The organism is Allobosea sp. NPDC055332 (assembly GCF_053645455.1).
On sequence record NZ_JBSHMO010000005.1, the window covers coordinates 197,463 to 218,896 of the forward strand.

Sequence of the window (21,434 nt, forward strand, 5' to 3'; positions counted from 1 at the left end):
CTCACGCCCGCTTCTGGCAGCTCTCGCAATAGAAGGTCGAGCGTCCGGACTGCACCAGCCGCTTGACCAGATGGCCGCAGCCGGGGGTGACGCAGGGCTCGTTTTCGCGGTCATAGACCTTGAAGCGGTGCTGGAAATAGCCGAGCGAGCCGTCGGCATGGGCGAAATCGCGCAAGGTCGAGCCGCCGGCAGTAATCGCCTCCTCCAGCACGTCCCGGATGATTTGCGCCAGCAGGTGCGCCTTCTCGCGCGGCTTGCCGGTCGGCGTCGCCAGCGAGCCGGCCTCGGCCTCCGGATGCAGGCCGGCACGGAACAGCGCCTCGCAGACATAGATATTGCCGAGCCCGGCGATCAGGCGCTGGTCGAGCAGCGCTGCCTTGAGGGGCGCGATCTTCCCGGAGAACAGCTTCGCCAGCAACTCGCCGGAGAGCTCGTTGCCGAGCGGCTCGATGCCCATTCCGGCGAAATGCTTCGATGTTTCCAGCCCGGTGCGCGGCAGCAGGTCCATGAAGCCGAAGCGGCGGACGTCGTTATAGGTGACCCGCGCGCCGGAGCCGAGGTGGAAGACGACATGGTCGTGCACGAGGTGCCGGCCGATCTCGTTGTAATAGGCGCCGGGCTCGGTCGGCTTCGTGCCGGGGGCCTCGACGATGAAGCGCCCGCTCATGCCGAGATGCATGACCAGCGCCTGCCCGTCGTCGAGATCGGCGATCAGGTACTTGGCCCGTCGCGACAGCGCCTCGATACGCCGGCCGGTCAGGCGCTCGGCGAAGCGTTCGGGCAGGGGGAAGCGCAGATCGGGGCGGTTCTGCTCGACGCGCGCGAAGCGCTCGCCGAGCATGGCGGGCTCCAAGCCACGCCGGACGGTTTCGACCTCGGGAAGTTCAGGCATGGCATCGGCTCTTCAGCATGCGTCGAGAGGGCCCGCGACAAGGCCCGATGCTTTCGCTATTCATCGCCTCACCCGAACACAAGAGCGGCCCAACCGTGACAGCAGCCTCCGACACCACCCATTTCGGCTTCGAGAACGTGCCGCTCGGCGAGAAGCAGGCCAAGGTCGACGACGTCTTCCACAAGGTCGCCGGCCGCTACGACCTGATGAACGACCTGATGTCGGCCGGGCTGCACCGCGCTTGGAAGGAAGCGCTGCTGACCGCGCTGAAGCCGCCGCGCGACCGGGCCTTCCACTATCTCGACGTTGCCGGCGGCACCGGCGACGTCGCCTTCAAGGTCTTGGAAGAGGGCGGACCGCAGACCGAGGTCACTGTGCTCGACATCAATGCCGAGATGCTCGCTGTCGGCCGCGAGCGCGCCCAGAAGCGCTTTCCCGACGATGAGCGCATCCGCTTCGTCCAGGGCAATGCCGAGGAGCTGGCGCTGTCGGACAACAGCTTCGACGCCTACACCATCGCCTTCGGCATAAGGAACGTGCCGCGCATCGAGAAGGCGCTGGCCGAGGCCTATCGCGTGCTGAAGCGCGGCGGGCGTTTCCTTTGCCTCGAATTCAGCCATGTCGACGTGCCGCTGCTCGACAAGGTCTACGAGGCCTATTCCTTCAACGTCATCCCGCCGATGGGCCGGATGGTGACGGGCGAGGCCGAGCCCTACCAGTATCTCGTCGAGTCGATCCGCAAGTTCCCGCGCCCGCAGATCTTCGCCAACATGATCGCGGATGCTGGCTTCCGCCGCGCCAGCTTCACGCCGATGACCGGCGGGGTGGTGGCGCTGCATTCTGGCTGGAAGCTGTGACGGACGCTTCTGCCGCATGATCTCTGCGCTTGCCCATCTCGCCCGCTCGGCACGGGTCGGCTTCGTGCTGGCGCGCGAGGGCGCGCTCGCGCTGGTCGACCCTTCCGTGCTGCCGCCGGCGGCGCGGGGCCTGATCGCGCTCGGCCGCCTGATCGAGCGGCGCGGCGCTGGCTCCTCGGCCACCCGCCTCGCCGCGGCCCTGACGCGGCTCGGCCCGTCCTATGTCAAATTCGGCCAGTTCCTGGCGACGCGGCCCGATGTCGTCGGCATGAAGATCGCCGAGGATCTCTCGGCGCTGCAGGACCGGATGGCGCCTTTCCCGATGGCGCAGGCGCGCGCTGCGATCGAAGCCGCGCATGGCGAGCCGGTCGAGGCGATCTTCGACGAATTCGGCGAGCCGGTCGCGGCCGCCTCGATCGCCCAGGTCCACCGCGCCCGCCGCAAAGACGGTAGCGAGGTCGCGGTCAAGATCCTCAGGCCCGGCATCCGCGACCGCTTCCACCGCGACCTCGCCGCGATGCGCTTTGGCGCCGAGCTCGCCGAGCGCCGCTCGCCCGAAGCGCGGCGCCTGCGCTTCGTCGCCATCGTCGAGACGCTGGCGCGCTCTGTTGCCATGGAGATGGACCTGCGCCTGGAGGCTGCAGCCCTCTCCGAATTCGCCGAGAATACCAGGGAGGACAAGGACTTCCGCGTGCCGGTGCCAGATTGGCAGCTCACCGCGCGCGAAATCCTGATCGACGAATGGATCGACGGCATCCGCCTCTCCGATGTCGAGGCGCTGCGTGCTGCCGGCCATGATCTGCCGGCGCTCGGCCGCAACGTCATCCAGTCCTTCCTGAAGCACGCGATCCGCGACGGCTTCTTCCATGCCGACATGCATCCCGGAAACCTGTTCGTCGATGCTGAAGGCCGGCTCGTCGCGGTCGATGGCGGCATTATGGGCCGGCTTGGCCACAAGGAGCGGCGCTTCCTTGCCGAGATCCTGTTCGGCTTCATCACCCGCGATTATCGCCGCGTCGCCGAGGTGCATTTCGAGGCCGGCTATGTGCCGCCGCACCATTCGGTCGACGATTTCGCCCAAGCGATCCGTGCTGTCGGCGAGCCGATCCACGACAAGCGCGCCGACGAGATCTCAATGGCGAAGGTGCTGACGCTGCTGTTCGAGATCACCGGCCTGTTCGACATGGCGACGCGCACCGAGCTCGTCATGCTGCAGAAGACCATGGTGGTGGTCGAGGGCGTCGCCCGCAAGCTCGATCCCCATCTCGACATGTGGACTACGGCCGAGCCGGTGGTGCGCGACTGGCTGACGCGCAATCTCGGGCCGATCGGGCGCATCGAGGACGCCGGACGCAGCGTCAGGACCCTTGTCGGCAGCCTCGCCAACCTGCCGGAGACGGTCGGCCGGGCCGAGCGGGTGCTCGGTCAGCTCGAGGATTCCTCGCGCCACGGCTTTTCGCTCGACGAGGCCAGCATCCAGGCGATCGGCCGGGCGGAAGCGGCGCGCAATCGCTGGGGCAACTGGGCGCTCTGGCTGATCGCGGCGCTGCTCGCCTGGATCGTGTTCTTCGATTAATAGCCCGCCGCGCGGCGCAAGAGGTCCAGCGCGATCAGGGTCAACAGCGCTTTGACCGCCAGCAGGAACCAGCGCTCGGGCAGCCTCTCGAGTAGCTTGGTGCCCACGAGTGTGCCGAGGAAGCCCGACGCGATCATCGCCGCAATGAGCGGCAGCCAGTCGGAGAAGGCGAAGCCCAGCGTCGTGAAGGCGACGATCTTGAGCAGGTGCTGCACTGTCTGGCAGGCGGCGTGCGTCGCCACCAACTGGCGCTTGTCCAACCCAAGTGGCAGCAGCAAGGCTTGGACGAAAGGGCCTGTCGCGCCGACGAACATGGTGACGATGCTGGCGAGCCCACCGCCGATGACGATCCCGGTGGAAGCCAGGCCGGGGATGCGCGGCTTCGGCACATAGGTCATCACCAGGATGAAGATGCCGAGCAGGCCGAGCAGGATGCGTTCGGGCAAGGCGACGACGATATATGCGCCGATCATCACGCCGACCAGCGAGCCGACGGCGAAACGGCCGACCAACGGCCACAGAGCATGCGCACGCTGGACGATGGTGCGTCCGAGATTGGAGCCGACCTGGACGAGGCCGTGCACGGCGATGATCACGCCGGGTGGCACTGTGCCGGCGAGGGCACCCAGCATCGCGACGCCACCGCCGATGCCGAAAGCGGCGGTGATCGCCGAGGTCAGAAAGCTCACTGCAACGAGCAGGAGCGCGATCGTGGGTGAAAGCCCGTCGGGCAGCAAGGTCGACGGCATCGTGGAAGGCCCCCGGGCAAGGTGGCCCTTGTGACATCTAGCCCTGGCTTTCGCAAAGCGCCGATTGGAAACCATTTGAGCGGTTTCAGCTTTACAAGCATCAGTCCCTCGGGATTCCTTTACGGCAAGGCCGGGGCTGACTTCGCATGGCGCATGCGCCCGAGCGACGGCAACCAAAGAGCCACTTTCCTCAGGTTGCGTCGTTCAGGAGTCGCGTCATGTCCCGCCTTCTCGGCATTCTGGCCTTTCTATGCGCGTCGCTCGCCGGCCTCGCCTCGGCGCAGGCCAAGGTCGATGTCCGTGTCGACATCGCCGCCCAGCGCATGAGCGTCACCACCAGCGACGGCGAGATCCACAACTGGGCGATCTCGTCCGGCCGCAAGGGTTTCCGCTCGCCCAACGGCGTCTATCGCCCGACGCGGCTGGAGCGCAGCTGGTACTCGCGCAAATATGGCGGAGCGATGCCCTATGCCGTGTTCTTCCGCGGCGGCTACGCCATCCACGGCACCACTGCCGTCGGCGCGCTCGGCCGCCCGGCCTCGCATGGCTGCATCCGCCTGCATCCTGCCAATGCCGCCAAGCTGTTCGCGCTGGTCAAGAAGCATGGCGCCGGCGGCACCCGCATCGCGCTGAACGGCGCCGCGACCGACAATCTCTCGCGCTTCGCCAAAGCCTCCACCGGCTCGAAGCACAAGATCGCCAAGGCCAAGATCAAGGGTCAGAAGGCCGTGCTGACCGCCAAGCAGCAGCGTCAGGTCCCGGCTTGGGGCGAGGCGCGCGAGCAAATCCTGCTCAGGCCGGCCATGCCTGCCGGCGCGATCGGCTTCCAGCCGATGTCGGGACCGGGCTGGCGATAGAGCATCAGACGAAAAGTGGAATCCGCTTTTCGAAGAAATCTGACGCTAGAACAATGACCTAGATCGCCTCGGCGGCGATCCGCATCCAGCCTTCCAGCGCTTCGCCCGGCTGAAGCCGGGCGAGCGGCGAGGCTTCGCGCACAATCTTTTCGCTCGGCGCGCCGGCGGCATGGCTCTGCGGCTCGACGCAGAGGAAGTCGGCGCCGGCCGGAGCCCAGGCCACCGGATAGCGTAAGCTCTCGCTCGCGCTCAGCGTGATGGCGAGGCCGGTCGAGGGCGTCTCGATCCGGGCCGTGCCGTCCCAGCCCAGAAAGCTCCAGGCGCTCTCGACGCCGGTGGCGAAGACCGGGCCATCGGCATAGGGGCCGCCATCGGCAAAGGCTTGTGTGCCGGTGGCGCGGAACTTGTCGCCGAAGATCAGCGCGCCGGACGCCGTCATGGCGAGGCGCGTGTCGGCGGCGCAGGGAAACCAGGGGTGCAGGCCCATGCCGAACGGTAGGGCCTGGTCGGCCTCGTTGGTCAGCGACAGCATGACGGTCATACCAGTCTCGTCGACGCGGATCTCCTGCTTCGCCAGATAGCGATACGGGTCCGGTCCAGCGGTCCGCCGGTGTACCATCACGGTATGACCGGCGCTCTGTTGCTCCACCTGCCAGGCGGACTGCCAGCCGAAGCCGTGGATCGTGCCGGACGGGTCGTTGGCCGGCACGGTGAAGCGGGTATGGCCGTCATCGACCAGGCTGTCGAAGGCACGGTTGGCGAAGGGTAGCATCGCCCAGGCGCCGAACTTGTTGGGCGCTTGCGTCTGCGGTGTGAGCCCGGCGGGCGCGTGCAGCAGCGGATGCGTCTTGCCGTCCGGCCCCTGCCAGTCCAGCGCAGCGATCATCCCGCCGGCCTCGGGCGCGATGCGGGCCGTGTAGCGGCCAGACGAGAGCGTGAGCATTCCAGTGGTCCTCAGGCGATCAGGGGCTGCAGCAGGTTCTGCATGGCGCGCATCCGCGGCAGGAAATTCGTCTCGATCTCGGCCCGACCGGCATGCTGGACCTGGGCCGAGAGGTTGAAGGCGGCGACGGTCTCGCCGCGGCTGTTGCGCAGCGGCATCGCGACCGAGATCAGCCCGAGTTCGAGCTCCCGGTCGACGATGGCATAGCCTTGGCTGCGGACCTCGGCGAGAAGGCCCATCAGCGCCTCGGGATCGGTCACTGTCTGCGGAGTCAGCGCCCGGGGAGCGCCGGCGACGATGCGCGCCCGCGCATCGCCAGGGTCGCGCGCCGCCAGCAGGACGCGCCCCATGGAGGTGCAGAAGGCCGGCAGGCGCGAGCCGACCGAGAGACCGACCGACATGATCCGCTTCTGTGCCGAACGGGCGATGTAGACGATCTCATGCCCGTCGAGCAGCGAGGCGGAGGAGGATTCGTCCGTCTCCTCCGATAGGCGCTCCAGGAAGGGTTGCACGAGCTGCGGCAGGGCGGTCGAAGACAGCCAGGCGTAGCCGAGACGCAGGACACGCGGCGTCAACCGGAAGAACTTCCCGTCGAACTCGGCATAGCCGGTCCGCGTCAGCGTCAGCAGGCAGCGGCGTGCCGCAGCGCGCGAAAGGTCGGTGGCGCGGGCGACCTCGGCGATAGTGAGCTTGTCATGGCCTGCGTCGAAGCACTCGATCACGGCCAGACCCTTCTCGAGCGCGGCCATATGGTCGGGCGAGGGAGTGGTGGCTGGGATGCTTGCGCCCTGCACGGTTCGCTTCTATAAAAAGTTCGAAAAACAGAACTATGTGCGATAATCGCACAACTGAAGGAAATGCGTCAAGGTGACGAGCTCTGTCTTTCCGGATGGTGGAAGCTTTCGATCGCTCGGCGCGCCGCGCACTCTACGCAGGCGACCCTTGCGCTTCGTCACGGCCCTGGCGGAAACTCCCGGACCATCCGTGGAGGGGCTCGCCGTCCTCCGCGCCTGCACCTGCAACACCCTAGGAGTGGCGGCATGAGTCTCATCTACCCGCGCAACGGGCTGAAAGCCCATCCGCTCAACAACTCGCCGGATTATCGCAGCACCCTGAAGCGGGCGCCGTCCCAGCCGTTGATCCTCTTGCCGCACACCTTGTCCGAGACCACCGGTCCGGTCTTCGGCCATATCGCGGTCTCGGACATCGATAGCGACCTGACGCGGCGCCATGCCGGCGAACCGCTCGGCGAGCGCATCATCGTCACCGGCCGCGTCCTCGATGAGGATGGCCGGCCGGTGCCGAACACGCTGATCGAGATCTGGCAGGCCAATGCCGCCGGCCGCTATGTCCATGTCCGCGACCAGCATCCGGCCCCGCTCGATCCCAATTTCACCGGGGCGGGGCGCGCCGTCACCGATGCGGAAGGGCGCTATCGCTTCGTCACGATCAAGCCCGGCGCCTATCCCTGGCGCAACCATCACAATGCCTGGCGGCCGGCGCATATCCATTTCTCGCTGTTCGGGCCGAGCTTCCTCTCGCGCGTGATCACCCAGATGTATTTTCCCGGCGATCCGCTCTTCCGTTTTGACCCGATCTTCCAGTCGATCACCGATGAGCGGGCCCGCAACCGGTTGATCTCGCGCTTCGACATCGACACCACCGAGCCGGAATGGGCGCTCGGCTATCAGTTCGACATCGTGTTGCGCGGCCGCGAGGCGACGCCGACGGAGGAACCGCATGAGCACTGACAAGCCCGATGGTCTCACCCCGTCCCAGACCATCGGACCGTTCTTCGCCTATGCGCTGACGCCGCGCGCCTATGGCGGGCCGGAGCTCGCCACCGAGCAGGTCGCCGGCGAGGGCGTCGCCGGCGAGCGGATCCGTATCGAGGGCACGGTCTTCGACGGCGACGGTGCGTTGGTCGGCGATGCGATGATCGAGACCTGGCAGGCCGATGCCGAGGGGCGATTTCACGCCGCCGGCAATGCCGGCTTCACCGGCTTCGGCCGCGCTGAGACGACCGCAGACGGGGCCTTCTTCATCGAGACGATCCGGCCGGGCGCCTTGCCAGGGCCGAACGGGACGAAGCAGGCGCCGCACCTGACCGTCTCGGTCTTCGCCCGCGGCCTGCTGATCCGGCTGGCGACGCGGGTCTATTTCGACGATGAGGCCGCCAATGCGCAGGACCCGGTTTTGGCGCTGGTGCCGGCGGAGCGCCGCGGCACATTGATCGCCAGGCGCGACACGGACGGCGTCTTCCGTTTCGATATCCGCCTGCAGGGCGAAGGCGAGACCGTCTTTTTCGACATCTGACCCCTTGCTTCGGGCTTGACCGGACCGCGCCGGCTAGGGAGATTCCCGGCCCTTTCGCGTGCCTCGACTGGAACGAACGTCGGGGCAGGTATTCTGCCGGAGCCTGCCATGCCCACACCCCTGATCGCGCTCGACTGGGGCACGACGCGCGCCCGCGCCTTCCTCATCGGCGAGGACGGCACGGTGCTGGCCAAGCGCAGCGCCGATCGCGGCATCCAGTCGGTGCCGTCAGGTGGCTTCCCAGCCGCCTTCGCCGAGATCGCCGGCGAGTTCCGCCAGGCGCATCCTGATGCCGCCGTGCTGCTGGCCGGCATGGTCGGCAGCCGCAATGGCTGGGTCGAGGCGCCCTATGTCGCCTGCCCTGCGGCGCCGGAAGAGATCGCGGCCGCCGGCCTTGCCGTGACGCTCGACGACAGCACGCGCGCCACCATCCTGCCCGGCCTCTCCTGCGACGAGGGCGCCTTCGACGTCATGCGTGGCGAGGAGACGCTGATCGTCGGCCTCGGGCTCACCGACGGCATCGCCTGCCTGCCCGGCACCCATTCGAAATGGGCACAGGTGGAGGGCGGCCGCATTACCCGCTTCGCCAGCTTCATGACCGGCGAGATCTACGGCCTCTTGCGCGAGCATTCGATCCTGTCGCGCCTGGCGAGCGAGCCGAAGGATGGCGATGCGGCCGAGGGCATGCGGCGCGGGCTTGCCGCGGCGCAGCGGCCGGGCGGCCTGCTCAACGTGGCCTTCCACGCCCGCAGCGAGATTCTGGGCGGGCGCATGCAGGGCGGTGCGGTGGGGCCCTATCTCTCCGCGCTCCTGGTGGCGCAGGAGATTGAAGGCGCCCGTGCCCTGTTCGGCGGTCTCGACAATCTGCATCTCGTAGCGGATGGCGTGCTGGCTGGCAGCTATGGCCGGGCGCTCGCCGCCGCCGGGCTCGACCATGGCCTGACCACGCCCGAGGACGCCTTCGTCGCCGGCGTGACGCGGCTCGCCCGGGGCAATCAGGCATGATCACCGTCTTCGGCTCGCTCAATGTCGATCTGGTGACGCAGGTCGAACGCCTTCCCGGCACGGGAGAAACCGTACTCGGCCCGAGATATGCGCTGCATCCCGGCGGCAAGGGCGCCAACCAGGCGCTGGCGGCCCGTCGTGCCGGCGCTGAGGTGACAATGGTCGGAGCGGTCGGCCGCGACGGCTTCGCCGAGATCGCGCTCGGCCTGCTGGCCGAGGATGGTGTCGATCTTTCCCATATCGCCCGCGTCGAGGCGCCGACCGGCGCCGCCTTCATCGCCGTGGATGCTGCCGGCCGCAACCAGATCGTCGTCGCGGCCGGCGCCAATGCGCTGGCCAGGGCCGATGCAGTGGAAATTCTGAATCCTGGCGAAGGCGACCTGCTGCTGCTCCAGCGCGAGGTGCCAGAGAACGAATGCTTGCGCGCCGCGCAAGTGGTGCGTGCCGGCGGCGGCCGCGTGATCCTCAATCTCGCGCCGGCGGGGGAGCCGATGTCGGAGTTGCTGGCGCTGACCGACATTTTGATCGTCAACGAGCACGAGGCGCTGATTCTCGCCGGTTCCCTCGGCTGGGCCGAGACCGGGCCCGATGCGATCGCGCAGCGCATCGATGGCGAGCGCGGCATCGCCTGCATCGTCACGCTGGGTGCGGCGGGAGCGGTCGGCTGGCATGGCGGTGTCCGGCGCCGGCTCGAGGCGCCGGCGGTCGAGGCGGTCGATACCGTCGCGGCCGGTGACAGTTTCGTCGGGGCTTTCGCCGCGGCGCTGCAGGCCGGTTTCGGCTTCTCCGGCGCGCTTCAGCGCGGGCTCGCCGCCGGTTCCCTCGCCTGCACCGTCGCGGGCGCCCAGCCGAGCGTGCCGCGGCGCGAGGCGATCGAGGCGCTGGCCGGCAAGAGCTTCCTGTAGAACACGATCGGTCCGGTTGACCGACGGTTAAGCCTGGGATCGCTCCAGAGGCTGGAACCTCGCTCGTGTCAGCCGTTTCTGCCTGCCGATTTACGCTTGGTCAGCAACTTCGCCTGCAGCCTTGCCGGCAGCGTGCGAAAGGGAAGCCGATCATGGCACGGCCAGCGGTCTTGTTCTTGGGCTTTGGCGGACTTGCCGCGCTGTTCGCGCTCGGCTCTGCCGGCACCCTCGATCGGATGACGACCAAGGCGCCGGCCCTCGCCAGTGCCGGCATGAACGAGCGGGCGCCTGCCAATGCTGACCGTGTCCTGACCGTGCATGCCGATTATCGCGGCCACTACCTCGTCCACCCGTCGATCGACAATTATCGGGTGAAGATGATGGTCGATACCGGCGCGAGCCTGGTCGCTCTGACTGATGCCGATGCCCGCGCGCTCGGGATCAGGCCGGATCGCGCCGCCTATTCGGTCGGACTCGGCACCGCCAACGGCGTGGTTCGCGGCGCCAGGACGATGCTGCGCGAAGTGCGGCTCGGCGATATCTCGGTGCGCGATGTCGAAGCGATCGTGCTGCCCGCTGGCGCCCTGTCGGTCAGCCTGCTCGGCACCTCCTTTCTGCGCCGCCTGCGCGGCTATGAAGTTCAGGGTGGCCGCATGGTCCTGCGCGGCTGACGAGAGGGCCGTTTATTTCCAAGCTCATACCGATGAGCTATGCCCGCCTTGCGTCCTTGCTCTGTCATGCTCAGGCTGCATTCATGTAGCCTGTGGCCTGTCCGTACCGCACGCGTCAGCTGCATGGTTTCCGCGCCGGCCTCATGGCCGGCGCTCCTCGAAGATGGATGGCCCGATGTTTCCGAAGCCCCTGCCCGAGCTCTTCCCGAACACCTTCGACTACGAATCGCTGCCGATGGTGAAGCCGACCGGCTTCCGCGAATACGATGCGCGCTGGTTCTTCGGGAAAGAGCTCAACCTGATGGGCGTCCAGGCCGTCGGCATGGGGCTGGGCACGCTGATCAGGCGCATGGGCGTCAAGCCCGAGATCGTCACCGCCCATGATTTCCGCAGCTATTCCTCCTCGATCAAGATGGCGCTGGTTACCGGCCTGATGGCGGCCGGCTGCAAGGTCCACGACATCGGCCTCGCCATGTCACCAATGGCCTATTTCGCCCAGTTCGAGCTGGACGTGCCCTGCGTCGCCATGGTCACCGCCTCGCATAACGACAATGGCTGGACCGGCATCAAGATGGGCGCGCAGCGTCCGGTCACCTTCGGCCCCGACGAGATGGGGCAGCTGCGCGATATCGTCCTCGCCGGCGATTTCGACCTCCCCGGTGGCGGCTCCTATCAGTTCGTGCCCGATTTCCCGGCACGCTACATCGCCGACCTGACCAACCGCCCGAAGATCACGCGCAAGCTCAAGGTCATCGCTGCCTGCGGCAACGGCACGGCCGGCGCCTTTGCGCCGCAGATCCTGGAGGCGCTCGGCTGCGAGGTCATCCCGATGGATGCCGAGCTCGACCACACCTTCCCGCGCTACAACCCCAATCCCGAAGACATGAAGATGCTGCACGCCATGGCCGATGCCGTGAAGCAGCACGGCGCCGACGTCGCGCTCGGCTTCGACGGGGATGGCGACCGCTGCGGCGTCGTCGACAATCATGGCGAGGAGATCTTCGCCGACAAGATCGGCGTGATGCTGGCGCGTGACCTCGGCAAGCTCAATCCGGGCGCGCAGTTCGTCGTCGACGTCAAGTCGACCGGCCTGTTCTCGACCGATCCGGAACTGCAGAAGCTCGGCGTCAAGACCGACTACTGGAAGACTGGCCACTCCTACATCAAGCGCCGCGTCCGCGACCTCAATGCCCTCGCCGGCTTCGAGAAGTCGGGCCATTTCTTCTTCAACGCGCCGGTCGGCCGCGGCTATGACGACGGCGTCGTCACCGCCATCGCCGTGATCGACATGCTCGACCGCAACCCCGGCAAGTCGATGGCCGAGCTCTATGCCGCGGTGCCGAAGACCTGGGGCACGCCGACCATGGCGGCCAAATGCGCCGATGAGATCAAGTACGGCGTCAGCGACAAGATCACTCAGCGAATCCAGGCGATGCAGGCGGCGGGCGACAAGATCGCCGGGCAGGCCATCCGTGACGTCATCACCGTCAATGGCGTTCGGGTCGTCAACGAGGACGGCACCTGGGGCCTGATCCGGGCGTCCTCGAACAAGCCGGAGCTGGTCGTGGTCTGCGAGAGCCCGGTCTCGGAAGCGCGCATGCGCGAGATGTTCAAGGCGATCGACGGCGTGCTGCGCGAGAACCCGGAAGTCGGCGCCTACAACCAGACGATCTGACGGACTGCTCTGCGGCGCGGAGAGAGCTACCGCCTCTCCGCGCCCGTCGCAGCGGCGTTACGGGCGCCGCTCTGGCCGGTGGTGCTGTCGAAGAAGGTCTTGGAATCGCCGAGCTGGGCACTCGGTTGGCAGGCCGGCGTGCAGGAATAGCTCTCGCGCTCCAGACCGCGCTGGACGGTCAGGATCGAATCGCTCGCCGCGCCGACGCGCACCGAGGATTCCGCCAGCAGGGCACCGGTCGCGTCGAGCGCGATCAGGTTGGTGACGCCGTAGCTCTTGCCGGTCACGATCATCACGCCGTTGCGCTGGACCGTCACGTCGGCGATGGCCGGATTGCCGACGATCACCGTTTGCGCTTTCTCGGGCAGGCGCAGCACCTTGGCGTGGTCGACCGTCACCGTCACGGCCTCACCCTTCGCTTCGCCGCCGATATCGCTGTGTTCCGGGGGCGGCGCGGGGATGAGCCTTGCTTGCGCTTGCGCAGAGCCAGTCGTCATGCCGAGCCCGCCCGCTCCCGCCAATGCGGCGGCGATGAGCGCCGGGAAGCATTGGGAGAGCCGCCATCCCGGCATCGCAATGGACATGGCCGCGCCTCAAGGTTTCGAACAGGGCGAGCAAAGCCGAAAATGATGAACCAATTCCTAATGTGACGATGTTCGCGTGCGATAGGGCTTGCCCGCTGGTCATGGAAGCCCTGTCGCGTGGCGTGAAAAGTGGGTGTGGCCACATCTCACGCTCGGAATGACGCAGCGTAATATTTGACGTTGCGGCTTTCGATGGTGGAGTAGATTTACAAGTTACGAAGTCTTATACCAGTCGTTAACTGAGGTTTCTCGCTAAAAGCATGTTAACCATCGAAGGAAGACCTATAAAATTCGGCGAATTATTCGGTCTCTTTAACCGATCGGCAAGGCGGGCTCTGTAGTGTCCCTCCTGTCGCTGACCGAAGCCATCTAGAGCGAAGGCAGCAGTCAAACGTGGTGCAAAGGAGACTACCATGAAGAACCTGTTTGCGCGCTTCGCCAAGGACGAGTCCGGCGCGACCGCTATCGAGTATGGCCTGATCGCCGCCCTGATCGCCGTGGTCTGCATCGGCACCTGGCGCGCCATCGGCCCGGCGCTGAACGCCAAGTTCGCGTCGGTCCTCGCCGGCCTGCAGTAAGATCGCTTTGGGTTGGGGCACTCCACGGATCGATAAGACGGGCTCGGTAGTGTCGAGCCCGTCGCTGATCGCAGCCATCTAGAGCTGAGGCAGCAGTCAAACGTGGAGTAGAGGAGGCTGCCATGAAGAATCTGCTTGCGCGTTTCGCCAAGGACGAGTCCGGCGCGACCGCTATCGAGTATGGTCTGATCGCCGCCCTGATCGCCGTGGTCTGCATCGGCACCTGGCGCGCCATCGGCCCGGCGCTCGATGCCAAGTTCGCGTCGGTCCTCGCCGGCCTGCAGTAAGATCTGCGGATCGCAGCACAGCCAACATGCTGCCGCGAGCGCTCCGGATCACTCCGGGGCGCTCTTTTCTTGTCGCGTACGTAACTTGTTGTCGCGGGCGGTAAGGCTCTGGTGAGAGCTTTGTCCGATGATTCGCCGGCCCGCCGTTCCGGATGAACGCCATGTCGCTGCCGATGATCGCCGTCCTTGTCGTCTTCCCCGCTGCCATGGCCTATGCTGCCGCCAGCGATCTCGTCACCATGACGATCCCGAACTGGCTCTGCCTGGTGCTGGTCGCGACATTCGGGCTGTGTGCCGCCGCGGCGGGTTTTGGCTGGGCGGCGTCGGGCTGGCATGTTGTAGCCGGGCTGGCGGTGCTCGTTCTCTGCTTTGGGCTGTTCGCCGCCGGCTGGATCGGTGGCGGCGATGCGAAACTGGCGGCGGCGACCGCCCTCTGGCTCGGTTTCGATCAGCTGCTGCCGTATCTGTTCGTCGCCTCGCTTGCGGGCGGTGTCCTGACGGTCGTGATCATGAAGCTGCGGTCGGCGCCATTACCGGCCCTCGCCAAGGCATGGCCGTGGGCGCAGCGCCTGCATGGTGTGGAAAAGGGGATTCCCTACGGCATCGCGCTCGCCGCGGGCGCTCTCGTGATCTTGCCGGACACCGCGATCTGGCGTGCCGCGGTCGGTGTCTGAGCGCTCCGATCCTGCGTCGGAACGGTCGATCCGCACAAAAAGATACCTCCGATTAACCATAAGTTGACGAATCCCGGGCCACGATCCGGCTGAGGGTCGGCGCATGCCGGCCAAGGATCGTGCGCCATGAGTCCCGCCCGCATCATTATTCTCGCCGTAGCGGTCGTCGCCGGTCTCGGTGCCGCCTTGCTGATCGGCCGGCCGCCGAAAGTCACGGCGCCGTCGGTGACGACCTATGAGCCGGCGCCGACGGTCGAGGTGCTTGTGGCGGCGACCGATATCCCGCTCGGCAACAAGCTGGCGGCTGGCGATCTGAAGTGGCTGGCCTGGCCGCTGGCGAGCCTGCCCACCGGCGTCATCCGGCGCCAGGACCTGCCGGCCGGCGAGGGCGAGTTCGTCGGGCAGATCGCCCGCGCGCCATTGTTCGGATCCGAGCCGATCCGCCCCGAAAAATTGCTCAAGGCCGAGTCGGGTTTCCTCTCCGCGGTCCTGCCGCCCGGCAAGCGTGCCATTGCCATCACCACCGACAACCGCGGTGCGAACACTGCCGGCGGCTTCATCCTGCCAAACGACCGTGTCGATGTGATCCGCACGACTCGGGATGACAGCAACTCCAAGGACGGCTCGCCGCCGGTCAGCGAAACCCTGATCGCCAATGTCCGGGTGCTGGCGATCGGCCAGAGCATCCAGGAGAAGAACGGCGAGAAGGTCGTCGTCGGCGAGACCGCGACGCTCGAGCTCGACCCGAGGCAGGCCGAAGCCGTGACGCTGGCCCAGAAGACCGGCAGCCTCTCGCTGGCGCTACGCAGCCTCCAGGATGCCGGCGACAAGAGCCCGCCAAGTGCGGAGGGTGGCCTCACCCTCGTGCGCTTCGGCGTCGTCTCCAAGGCAGTGAAGCCATGACCCCGATGCCGAAATCCTGTTTGCCGTCGCCCCGCATGAGCCGTGCCCTGGCACTGTCCCTGGCGGTCCTGCCCTTTGTCGCGACGCTCGCCGCAGCTCCGGCACTGGCGCAAAGCAAAGGTGCAGCGCCGGTCTTGAACGTCGGTGCCAGCGAGCACGCGGTCTCCCGCCGCCTCGATCTGTCGATCGGCCGCTCGCTGATCGTCGAGCTGCCGCGCGATGCCAAGGAGGTCTTCGTCGCCAATCCAAAGGTGGCGAATGCGGTGGTGCGGTCGGCCCGCAAGCTGTTCGTCATCGGCATGGCCGATGGCGCGACGTCGATGTTCGTGATGGACGCCGAAGGCAGGCAGATCACGGCGCTGGAGATCGAGGTCGGCCGCGACCTCAATGTGCTGCGTCAGACGCTGCGCGCGGCGATGCCGGGCGTCGACATCCAGGTCAAACCGGCCGGTGATTCGATCCTGCTGGTCGGGACGGTCGCCAACGCGTCCGAGGCGACGCAGGCCGTCGACATCGCCAATGCCTTTGTGGGCTCGTCGAGCACGCAGGGCCTCGTCCAGACGACGACCAAGGGCGCGGTCATCAACTCGCTGACCATCCGCGGCCGTGACCAGGTCATGGTCAAGGTCACGGTCTCCGAGGTCGCTCGCAAAGCGATCAAGCAGCTTGGCATCAACTCGACCGGCGAGTGGAAGCTCGGCAAGTTCAGCATCACGCCGACGATCGACACGCCGTTCTCGCTGCAGCCGCAGCAGCTGGCCGCCACGGCGATCGGCGCGGGCATCGGCAACTCGACCAATGTGACCATGCGCGCGCTCGAGCGGGCCGGGCTGTCTCGCGTGCTGGCCGAGCCGACAGTGACCGCGATCTCCGGAGAAAGCGCCAAGTTCACGGCCGGCGGCGAGATTCCGATTCCGAAAGGCTATTCCTGCGACACCTCGAACCGCTGCGTTCTCAACATCGAGTACAAGCCGGTAGGCGTCTCCCTGAACTTCACGCCGATCGTGATGTCCGAGGGTAAGATCTCCATGCGGATCGCGACCGAGGTCACCGAGCTCGATTTCGAGAACCAGCTGCGCCTCAACCCGACCGAGGCCACGGCCGTCAACGCGCCCGGCTTCCGCGTCCGCAAGTCGGACACCACTGTCGAATTGCCGTCGGGCGGCACGCTGGCCACTGCTGGTCTGATCCAGCGCGTCTCACGCCAGGCAATCAACGGCTTGCCGGCGCTGATGAACATTCCGATCATCGGCACGCTGTTCCGCTCGCGCGACTACCAGCGCGAGGAGACCGAGCTGATGATCTCGGTCACCCCCTATATCGTGAAGCCGGTCGGCCCGAATGGGCTGCAGCGCCCGGACGACGGCTTTGTCGAGGCGCACGATGCCCAGACCATCCTGATGGGGCGCTTGAACAAGATGTACGGCTCGACGAGCGGTGGACCGATTCCGCAGGCCTATAAGGGCCGGGTCGGCTTCATCGCCGATTGAAGACAGGGCTGCGAAAAGGATGACGATCGTGATCGTGACCAGGAAGCCGCACCTGCCCCACGCGCGCCGCGCGGCGTTGCTGCTCGGATTGTCCAGCACCCTTCTGCTGGGCGCCTGCGCCAAGGGCGACATCTCGACCTCCGGCATCCCCACCGATACCCGCGAGCGCCATCCGATCGTGCTGCGTGATGCGCCGCGCTCGCTCGACGTCTTCGTCAACCGGGTTGGCGGGGGTCTCGATCCGCGCCAGGCCGACGATGTCGCCCGCTTCGGCGAGGATTATCGCCGAAGCGGCAAAGGCGGACTCGTCGCGGAGGTGCCGACCGGAACCGGACGAGACCTTGCTGCCCACGACACCCTCGAGGGCATCCGTCGTTCGCTCGCCCGCGCCGGCGTTTCGTCGGGGGCGCTCTCGGTCTCGACCTATCGCGTCGCCGATCCCGGCCTCGCTTCGCCGATCCGCCTCACCTATGCCTCGCTCCAGGCCGGGCTGCCGCATTCCTGCGGCCAATGGCCGACCGATCTTGGTGTCTCCAGCTACAAGACGGACGCGACGAACGAGCCCTACTGGAATCTCGGTTGCGCCACCCAGGCCAATCTCGCCGCGCAGATCGCCGACCCACTCGACCTGGTGCGCGCGCGCAGTGAAGGCCGGCTTGACACCCAGAAGCGCATGGAGGCGATCAAGAAGCTGCGCGAGGGCAAGGATCCGTCGACACAATATCGCCAGGAGCAGTCCTCGATCAGTTCGGCGGTCGGAGGCAAGTAATGGCGGGCGCACCCGGATTCGACGCGGAGGTCGGCAGCGAGGAGATCATCGCCCCGCTGCCGCGCATCACCTTGCAGGCCTTCTGCGAAACGCAGGACGTGGCTGGCGCCATGCAGGCGGTCGCGGCCGACCGGCGCATGGACAAGGTTCAGGCCCGCATCCAGATGGGGGGGCCTGCCGCGGCGGTCGAGGTCTTCCGGGGAGCGCCTACGCCGAACGTGATCGTCTTGGAGACGGTCAGCGAGCCGCCGTCGCTGATCGCCAATCTCGATGCGCTCGCCGAGAGTTGCGACCCCGGTACCAAGGTCGTGGTTATCGGCCACGTCAACGACATCCAGCTCTATCGCGAGCTGATCCGGCGCGGCGTCAGTGATTATCTGGTCGCTCCGTTCGGTGTCCTAGACCTGTTGCGCACCCTGTCCGAGCTCTACGCCGGGGTAGGGTCCGGCGCGCTCGGGCGCACGATGGCGATCGTCGGTGCAAAGGGCGGTGTCGGCGCTTCCACCGTTGCGCACAATGTCGCCTGGGCGATCGCGCGCAATCTCGGCGCCTCGACGGTGATCGCCGATCTCGACATTGCTTTCGGCACGGCCGGGCTGGATTTCAACCAGGATCCGCCGCAGGGCATCGCCGACGCCGTGTTCGCCCCGGAGCGGCTCGACGCCAACATGCTCGATCGGCTCCTGTCGCGCTGCAGCGAGAACCTCGCTCTGCTCGCGGCTCCGGCGATGCTGGACCGGACCGTCGATCTCGGCGAGGACGCGTTCGACCTTCTGCTCGACCTTCTGCGCGGTAGCGTGCCCTGCATCGTACTCGACGTGCCACATCTGTGGACTGGCTGGGCGAAGCGTGCGCTGATCGGGGCCGACGAGGTGGCGATCGTCGCCGCGCCCGAGCTCGCCTCGTTGCGCAACGCCAAGAACCTGGTCGATCTGTTGCGGGCGGCGCGCCCGAACGATTCGATCCCACGTCTGATCCTGAACCAGGTCGGCCTGCCCAAGCGGCCGGAGATCGAGGCCGCCGAGTTCGCCAAGGCCCTCGGCATCGAGGTCCTGAGCTCCATCCCCTTCGATGCTCAGCTCTTCGGGACCGCAGCAAACAACGGCCAGATGATCGCTGAAATCCAGTCCGGCGGCAAAGCGGCCGAGGCTTTCGCCCAGATCGCGACGGCCCTGACCGGGCGCGGCGAGCAAAAGCGCGGCAAGCGCAGCCTGTTCGAGCCGCTGGTCGCCAAGCTGATGCGTCGGAAGGCCTGATCATGTTCGGCAAGCGACAGGCGACCGCCCCGGCCCCGGCGAGCGCGCCGAGCGCAGCGCCGCCTCCGGCGCAGCGCCCGACGGAGCTTCGTCCCGCGGCCGTGGAGGCGCGCCGTCCGCCGCCGCCGGCGGCTCCGACCGAGGCGCCGAAATCCGACGAATACTACCAGATGAAGAGTATGATCTTCGGTGCTCTCATCGAAGCGATCGATCTCTCCCAACTGGCCAAGCTTGACGGCGAATCCGCCCGCGAGGAGATCCGCGACATCATCAACGAGATCATCTCGCTGAAGAACGTCGTGCTCTCGATCTCGGAGCAGGAGGAGCTGCTCGACGACATCTGTAACGACGTCCTCGGCTACGGGCCGCTGGAACCGCTGCTGGCGCGCGACGACATCGCCGACATCATGGTCAACGGCGCTGGCCGGACCTTCATCGAGACCGGTGGCAAGATCCAGCTCACCAGCATCCGCTTCCGCGACAATGCGCAGCTGATGAACATCTGCCAGCGCATCGTCAGCCAGGTCGGGCGCCGCGTCGACGAAGCCTCGCCGATCTGCGACGCACGCCTTGCCGACGGCTCGCGCGTCAACGTCATTGCGCCCCCGCTCGCCATCGACGGGCCGGCCCTCACCATCCGCAAGTTCAAGAAGGACAAGCTGACGCTCGATCAGATCGTGCGCTTCGGCGCGATCTCGCCGCCTGGCGCCGAGATTCTGAAGATCATCGGCAGGGTCCGCTGCAATATCGTGATCTCCGGCGGCACCGGCTCCGGCAAGACCACGCTGCTCAACTGCCTGACCAACTACATCGAGCATGACGAGCGCGTGATCACCTGCGAGGACGCGGCCGAGCTGCAGCTGCAGCAGCCGCATGTGGTGCGCCTCGAAACCCGACCGCCCAATCTCGAAGGGTCGGGCGCGGTGACGATGCGCGATCTGGTCAAGAACTGCCTGCGCATGCGTCCCGAGCGCATCATCGTCGGCGAGGTGCGCGGACCAGAGGCTTTCGACCTGCTCCAGGCAATGAACACCGGCCATGACGGTTCGATGGGTACGCTGCACGCCAATACGCCGCGCGAATGCCTCAGCCGTATCGAATCGATGATCACCATGGGCGGCTTCAGCCTGCCCTCGAAGACCTTGCGCGAGATGATCTGCTCGTCGATCGACGTGATCATCCAGGCGCAGCGCATGCGTGACGGTTCGCGCCGGATCACGCACATCACCGAGGTGATGGGCATGGAGGGCGACGTGATCATCACGCAGGATCTGATGCTCTACGACGTGCTCGGCGAAGATCCCAATGGCAGGCTGATCGGCCGCCATCGTTCGACGGGGATCGGCCGGCCGCGCTTCTGGGAGCGCGCGCGTTATTTCGGCGACGACCAGCGGCTCGCTGCGGCGCTCGACCAGCTCGAGGCCGAGAGCCGCGACGACGCATAGGCGCAGATACGGGACAGATCATGGACCTCGGCCAGATCGCAGCCGCTATCCTCGCCGCCATCTCGGCGGGCGGCGTCGCCTATGCCTTGTTCTATCCGGCGCTCAGTGGCCAGGCCCGGGCCGAGAGGCGGCGCCGGGACTTCGCGGGCCCGGCCTCGATGCGCACCGTCACCGACCGTGAAGCGCAGAGCCAGGCCCGGCGCGGCCAGGTCGCCCAGAGCCTCAAGGACATTGAGAATCGCGAGAAGGCGCGTCACAAGGTCACCATCGAGGCGCGGATCGAGCAGGCCGGGCTGTCCTGGTCGCGCAAGCAGTACTGGCTGCTCGGTGTGGTGCTGGGAGTGGTCCTGGCCATCGTGCTGCTCATCGTATCGGGCAACCAGGGCGTGGTGCTGGTCGGTTTTCTCGTCGGTCTCTTCGGGCTGCCGCGCTGGTACCTGGCTTATCTCGGCAAGAGGCGGCTGCTACGTTTCTCGAACGAGTTTCCGAATGCGCTCGACGTCATCGTTCGCGGCGTCAAATCGGGCCTGCCGCTGAACGACTGCCTGCGCATCATTGCCAGCGAGGCCCAGGAGCCGGTGAAGACCGAGTTCCGGATGATCGTCGAGGCGCAGACCCTCGGCATGTCGCTGACGGACTCTGCCGGCAAGCTGTTCGAGCGCATGCCGTGCGCCGAGGCCAACTTCTTCGGCATCGTCCTGGCGATCCAGCAGAAGACCGGCGGCAATCTGGCTGAGACCCTCGCCAATCTGTCTCGCGTGATCCGCGAGCGTCGCAAGATGCGCGACAAGGTCAAGGCGGTTTCGATGGAGGCGAAGGCGTCCGCCGCGATCATCGGTTCGCTTCCGATTGCGGTCGCCCTTCTCGTCTATCTCACGAGCCCCGGCTACATGGATGCGCTCTGGACGACGAATGCCGGCCGGGCGGCGCTGGTTGGTAGCGGCATCTGGATGACCATCGGCGTGCTGATCATGCGCAAGATGATCAATTTCGATATCTGAG

23 protein-coding genes are annotated in these 21,434 nt (G+C 66.7%); 18 read left to right on the forward strand and 5 right to left on the reverse strand.

Annotated features, from left to right (window positions below):
- Position 1: 1 nt before the first annotated feature.
- Positions 2-892: a bifunctional DNA-formamidopyrimidine glycosylase/DNA-(apurinic or apyrimidinic site) lyase gene (gene mutM / locus ACWIGM_RS26420; RefSeq protein WP_454028954.1), complete on the reverse strand. Its 891-nt coding sequence runs from the start codon at positions 890-892 to the stop codon at positions 2-4.
- A 95-nt stretch (positions 893-987) separates the two neighbouring features.
- Between mutM and ubiE the strand changes: the two genes are divergently transcribed.
- A complete protein-coding gene (gene ubiE / locus ACWIGM_RS26425; RefSeq protein ID WP_454028955.1) occupies positions 988-1,749 on the forward strand; it encodes a bifunctional demethylmenaquinone methyltransferase/2-methoxy-6-polyprenyl-1,4-benzoquinol methylase UbiE in 762 nt (253 codons plus the stop codon).
- 16 nt (positions 1,750-1,765) lie between these two features.
- Positions 1,766-3,325 carry a 2-polyprenylphenol 6-hydroxylase gene (ubiB, locus tag ACWIGM_RS26430; RefSeq protein WP_454028956.1) on the forward strand — a complete coding sequence of 520 codons (1,560 nt, stop codon included), beginning with the start codon at positions 1,766-1,768 and terminating at the stop codon, positions 3,323-3,325.
- Here the strand turns inward: ubiB and ACWIGM_RS26435 are convergent.
- Complete coding sequence (locus tag ACWIGM_RS26435) at positions 3,322-4,074, reverse strand: sulfite exporter TauE/SafE family protein (protein WP_454028957.1); 753 nt, start codon at positions 4,072-4,074, stop codon at positions 3,322-3,324. The two genes, ubiB and ACWIGM_RS26435, sit on opposite strands and share 4 nt — an antisense overlap.
- 218 nt (positions 4,075-4,292) lie before the next feature.
- Between ACWIGM_RS26435 and ACWIGM_RS26440 the strand changes: the two genes are divergently transcribed.
- A complete protein-coding gene (locus ACWIGM_RS26440) occupies positions 4,293-4,931 on the forward strand; it encodes a L,D-transpeptidase (RefSeq protein ID WP_454028958.1) in 639 nt (212 codons plus the stop codon).
- A gap of 58 nt (positions 4,932-4,989) precedes the next feature.
- On the opposite strand, the gene ACWIGM_RS26445 is transcribed toward ACWIGM_RS26440, so the two are convergent.
- Together ACWIGM_RS26445 and ACWIGM_RS26450 are read right to left on the reverse strand one after the other, a co-directional pair.
- The gene (locus ACWIGM_RS26445; RefSeq protein WP_454028959.1) at positions 4,990-5,874 is read right to left on the reverse strand and encodes an aldose epimerase family protein; all 885 of its coding nucleotides are present in this window, start codon (positions 5,872-5,874) and stop codon (positions 4,990-4,992) included.
- Positions 5,875-5,885: 11 nt separating this feature from the next.
- Complete coding sequence (locus tag ACWIGM_RS26450) at positions 5,886-6,623, reverse strand: IclR family transcriptional regulator domain-containing protein (protein ID WP_454029406.1); 738 nt, start codon at positions 6,621-6,623, stop codon at positions 5,886-5,888.
- Positions 6,624-6,914: 291 nt separating this feature from the next.
- On the opposite strand from ACWIGM_RS26450, the gene pcaH reads away from it, so the two are divergent.
- The 6 genes from pcaH to ACWIGM_RS26480 all read left to right on the forward strand — a co-directional run bounded on the left by pcaH (position 6,915) and on the right by ACWIGM_RS26480 (position 12,446).
- Complete coding sequence (pcaH, locus tag ACWIGM_RS26455) at positions 6,915-7,625, forward strand: protocatechuate 3,4-dioxygenase subunit beta (RefSeq protein ID WP_454028960.1); 711 nt, start codon at positions 6,915-6,917, stop codon at positions 7,623-7,625.
- A complete protein-coding gene (pcaG, locus tag ACWIGM_RS26460) occupies positions 7,615-8,190 on the forward strand; it encodes a protocatechuate 3,4-dioxygenase subunit alpha (RefSeq protein ID WP_454028961.1) in 576 nt (191 codons plus the stop codon). The genes pcaH and pcaG overlap by 11 nt, the downstream gene beginning before the upstream one ends.
- A gap of 108 nt (positions 8,191-8,298) precedes the next feature.
- A complete protein-coding gene (locus ACWIGM_RS26465; protein WP_454028962.1) occupies positions 8,299-9,195 on the forward strand; it encodes a 2-dehydro-3-deoxygalactonokinase in 897 nt (298 codons plus the stop codon).
- Entirely contained in the window at positions 9,192-10,100 is a 909-nt protein-coding gene (locus ACWIGM_RS26470) for a ribokinase (RefSeq protein ID WP_454028963.1), read from the forward strand. The genes ACWIGM_RS26465 and ACWIGM_RS26470 overlap by 4 nt, the downstream gene beginning before the upstream one ends.
- Before the next feature lie 152 nt (positions 10,101-10,252).
- Positions 10,253-10,771 (forward strand): retropepsin-like aspartic protease family protein, encoded by a 519-nt coding sequence (locus tag ACWIGM_RS26475; protein ID WP_454028964.1) that lies wholly within the window; start codon positions 10,253-10,255, stop codon positions 10,769-10,771.
- Positions 10,772-10,946: 175 nt separating this feature from the next.
- Positions 10,947-12,446 carry a phosphomannomutase/phosphoglucomutase gene (locus tag ACWIGM_RS26480; RefSeq protein WP_454028965.1) on the forward strand — a complete coding sequence of 500 codons (1,500 nt, stop codon included), beginning with the start codon at positions 10,947-10,949 and terminating at the stop codon, positions 12,444-12,446.
- A 26-nt stretch (positions 12,447-12,472) separates the two neighbouring features.
- Here the strand turns inward: ACWIGM_RS26480 and ACWIGM_RS26485 are convergent, their stop codons facing one another.
- Positions 12,473-13,030 carry a pilus assembly protein N-terminal domain-containing protein gene (locus ACWIGM_RS26485; RefSeq protein WP_454028966.1) on the reverse strand — a complete coding sequence of 186 codons (558 nt, stop codon included), beginning with the start codon at positions 13,028-13,030 and terminating at the stop codon, positions 12,473-12,475.
- Positions 13,031-13,443: 413 nt separating this feature from the next.
- On the opposite strand from ACWIGM_RS26485, the gene ACWIGM_RS26490 reads away from it, so the two are divergent.
- The 9 genes from ACWIGM_RS26490 (at position 13,444) to ACWIGM_RS26530 (ending at position 21,433) form a co-directional block, all read left to right on the forward strand.
- Positions 13,444-13,608, forward strand: a complete 165-nt coding sequence (locus tag ACWIGM_RS26490; protein ID WP_454028967.1) for a Flp family type IVb pilin — start codon at positions 13,444-13,446, stop codon at positions 13,606-13,608.
- A 122-nt stretch (positions 13,609-13,730) separates the two neighbouring features.
- On the forward strand, positions 13,731-13,895 hold the full coding sequence (locus ACWIGM_RS26495; protein WP_454028968.1) for a Flp family type IVb pilin: 165 nt from the start codon (positions 13,731-13,733) through the stop codon (positions 13,893-13,895).
- Between the two features lie 161 nt (positions 13,896-14,056).
- Positions 14,057-14,569: an A24 family peptidase gene (locus ACWIGM_RS26500; RefSeq protein WP_454028969.1), complete on the forward strand. Its 513-nt coding sequence runs from the start codon at positions 14,057-14,059 to the stop codon at positions 14,567-14,569.
- A 126-nt stretch (positions 14,570-14,695) separates the two neighbouring features.
- Positions 14,696-15,472 (forward strand): Flp pilus assembly protein CpaB, encoded by a 777-nt coding sequence (gene cpaB / locus ACWIGM_RS26505; RefSeq protein ID WP_454028970.1) that lies wholly within the window; start codon positions 14,696-14,698, stop codon positions 15,470-15,472.
- Between the two features lie 35 nt (positions 15,473-15,507).
- Positions 15,508-16,962: a type II and III secretion system protein family protein gene (locus ACWIGM_RS26510; protein ID WP_454028971.1), complete on the forward strand. Its 1,455-nt coding sequence runs from the start codon at positions 15,508-15,510 to the stop codon at positions 16,960-16,962.
- Positions 16,963-16,990: 28 nt separating this feature from the next.
- Entirely contained in the window at positions 16,991-17,731 is a 741-nt protein-coding gene (locus ACWIGM_RS26515; protein WP_454028972.1) for a CpaD family pilus assembly protein, read from the forward strand.
- Positions 17,731-18,987, forward strand: a complete 1,257-nt coding sequence (locus ACWIGM_RS26520; protein ID WP_454028973.1) for an AAA family ATPase — start codon at positions 17,731-17,733, stop codon at positions 18,985-18,987. Before ACWIGM_RS26515 ends, ACWIGM_RS26520 begins: the two co-directional genes overlap by 1 nt.
- A gap of 2 nt (positions 18,988-18,989) precedes the next feature.
- Positions 18,990-20,432: a CpaF family protein gene (locus tag ACWIGM_RS26525; RefSeq protein ID WP_454028974.1), complete on the forward strand. Its 1,443-nt coding sequence runs from the start codon at positions 18,990-18,992 to the stop codon at positions 20,430-20,432.
- Between the two features lie 20 nt (positions 20,433-20,452).
- A complete protein-coding gene (locus ACWIGM_RS26530; RefSeq protein ID WP_454028975.1) occupies positions 20,453-21,433 on the forward strand; it encodes a type II secretion system F family protein in 981 nt (326 codons plus the stop codon).
- Position 21,434 lies beyond the last annotated feature (1 nt).

What these genes read in the sequence shown, in the direction of transcription:
- ACWIGM_RS26530 (WP_454028975.1), top strand. Translation starts at nt 20,453, where the DNA reads ATGGACCTCGGCCAGATCGCAGCCGCTATCCTCGCCGCCATCTCGGCG.
- pcaG (WP_454028961.1), top strand. Translation starts at nt 7,615, where the DNA reads ATGAGCACTGACAAGCCCGATGGTCTCACCCCGTCCCAGACCATCGGA.
- mutM (WP_454028954.1), bottom strand. Translation starts at nt 892, where the DNA reads ATGCCTGAACTTCCCGAGGTCGAAACCGTCCGGCGTGGCTTGGAGCCC.
- ACWIGM_RS26495 (WP_454028968.1), top strand. Translation starts at nt 13,731, where the DNA reads ATGAAGAATCTGCTTGCGCGTTTCGCCAAGGACGAGTCCGGCGCGACC.
- ACWIGM_RS26475 (WP_454028964.1), top strand. Translation starts at nt 10,253, where the DNA reads ATGGCACGGCCAGCGGTCTTGTTCTTGGGCTTTGGCGGACTTGCCGCG.
- ACWIGM_RS26440 (WP_454028958.1), top strand. Translation starts at nt 4,293, where the DNA reads ATGTCCCGCCTTCTCGGCATTCTGGCCTTTCTATGCGCGTCGCTCGCC.
- ACWIGM_RS26490 (WP_454028967.1), top strand. Translation starts at nt 13,444, where the DNA reads ATGAAGAACCTGTTTGCGCGCTTCGCCAAGGACGAGTCCGGCGCGACC.
- ACWIGM_RS26450 (WP_454029406.1), bottom strand. Translation starts at nt 6,623, where the DNA reads ATGGCCGCGCTCGAGAAGGGTCTGGCCGTGATCGAGTGCTTCGACGCA.
- ACWIGM_RS26470 (WP_454028963.1), top strand. Translation starts at nt 9,192, where the DNA reads ATGATCACCGTCTTCGGCTCGCTCAATGTCGATCTGGTGACGCAGGTC.
- ACWIGM_RS26510 (WP_454028971.1), top strand. Translation starts at nt 15,508, where the DNA reads ATGAGCCGTGCCCTGGCACTGTCCCTGGCGGTCCTGCCCTTTGTCGCG.
- ACWIGM_RS26435 (WP_454028957.1), bottom strand. Translation starts at nt 4,074, where the DNA reads ATGCCGTCGACCTTGCTGCCCGACGGGCTTTCACCCACGATCGCGCTC.
- ACWIGM_RS26520 (WP_454028973.1), top strand. Translation starts at nt 17,731, where the DNA reads ATGGCGGGCGCACCCGGATTCGACGCGGAGGTCGGCAGCGAGGAGATC.
- ubiB (WP_454028956.1), top strand. Translation starts at nt 1,766, where the DNA reads ATGATCTCTGCGCTTGCCCATCTCGCCCGCTCGGCACGGGTCGGCTTC.
- pcaH (WP_454028960.1), top strand. Translation starts at nt 6,915, where the DNA reads ATGAGTCTCATCTACCCGCGCAACGGGCTGAAAGCCCATCCGCTCAAC.
- ACWIGM_RS26445 (WP_454028959.1), bottom strand. Translation starts at nt 5,874, where the DNA reads ATGCTCACGCTCTCGTCTGGCCGCTACACGGCCCGCATCGCGCCCGAG.
- ACWIGM_RS26485 (WP_454028966.1), bottom strand. Translation starts at nt 13,030, where the DNA reads ATGTCCATTGCGATGCCGGGATGGCGGCTCTCCCAATGCTTCCCGGCG.
- ACWIGM_RS26465 (WP_454028962.1), top strand. Translation starts at nt 8,299, where the DNA reads ATGCCCACACCCCTGATCGCGCTCGACTGGGGCACGACGCGCGCCCGC.
- ACWIGM_RS26500 (WP_454028969.1), top strand. Translation starts at nt 14,057, where the DNA reads ATGTCGCTGCCGATGATCGCCGTCCTTGTCGTCTTCCCCGCTGCCATG.
- ACWIGM_RS26480 (WP_454028965.1), top strand. Translation starts at nt 10,947, where the DNA reads ATGTTTCCGAAGCCCCTGCCCGAGCTCTTCCCGAACACCTTCGACTAC.
- ACWIGM_RS26525 (WP_454028974.1), top strand. Translation starts at nt 18,990, where the DNA reads ATGTTCGGCAAGCGACAGGCGACCGCCCCGGCCCCGGCGAGCGCGCCG.
- cpaB (WP_454028970.1), top strand. Translation starts at nt 14,696, where the DNA reads ATGAGTCCCGCCCGCATCATTATTCTCGCCGTAGCGGTCGTCGCCGGT.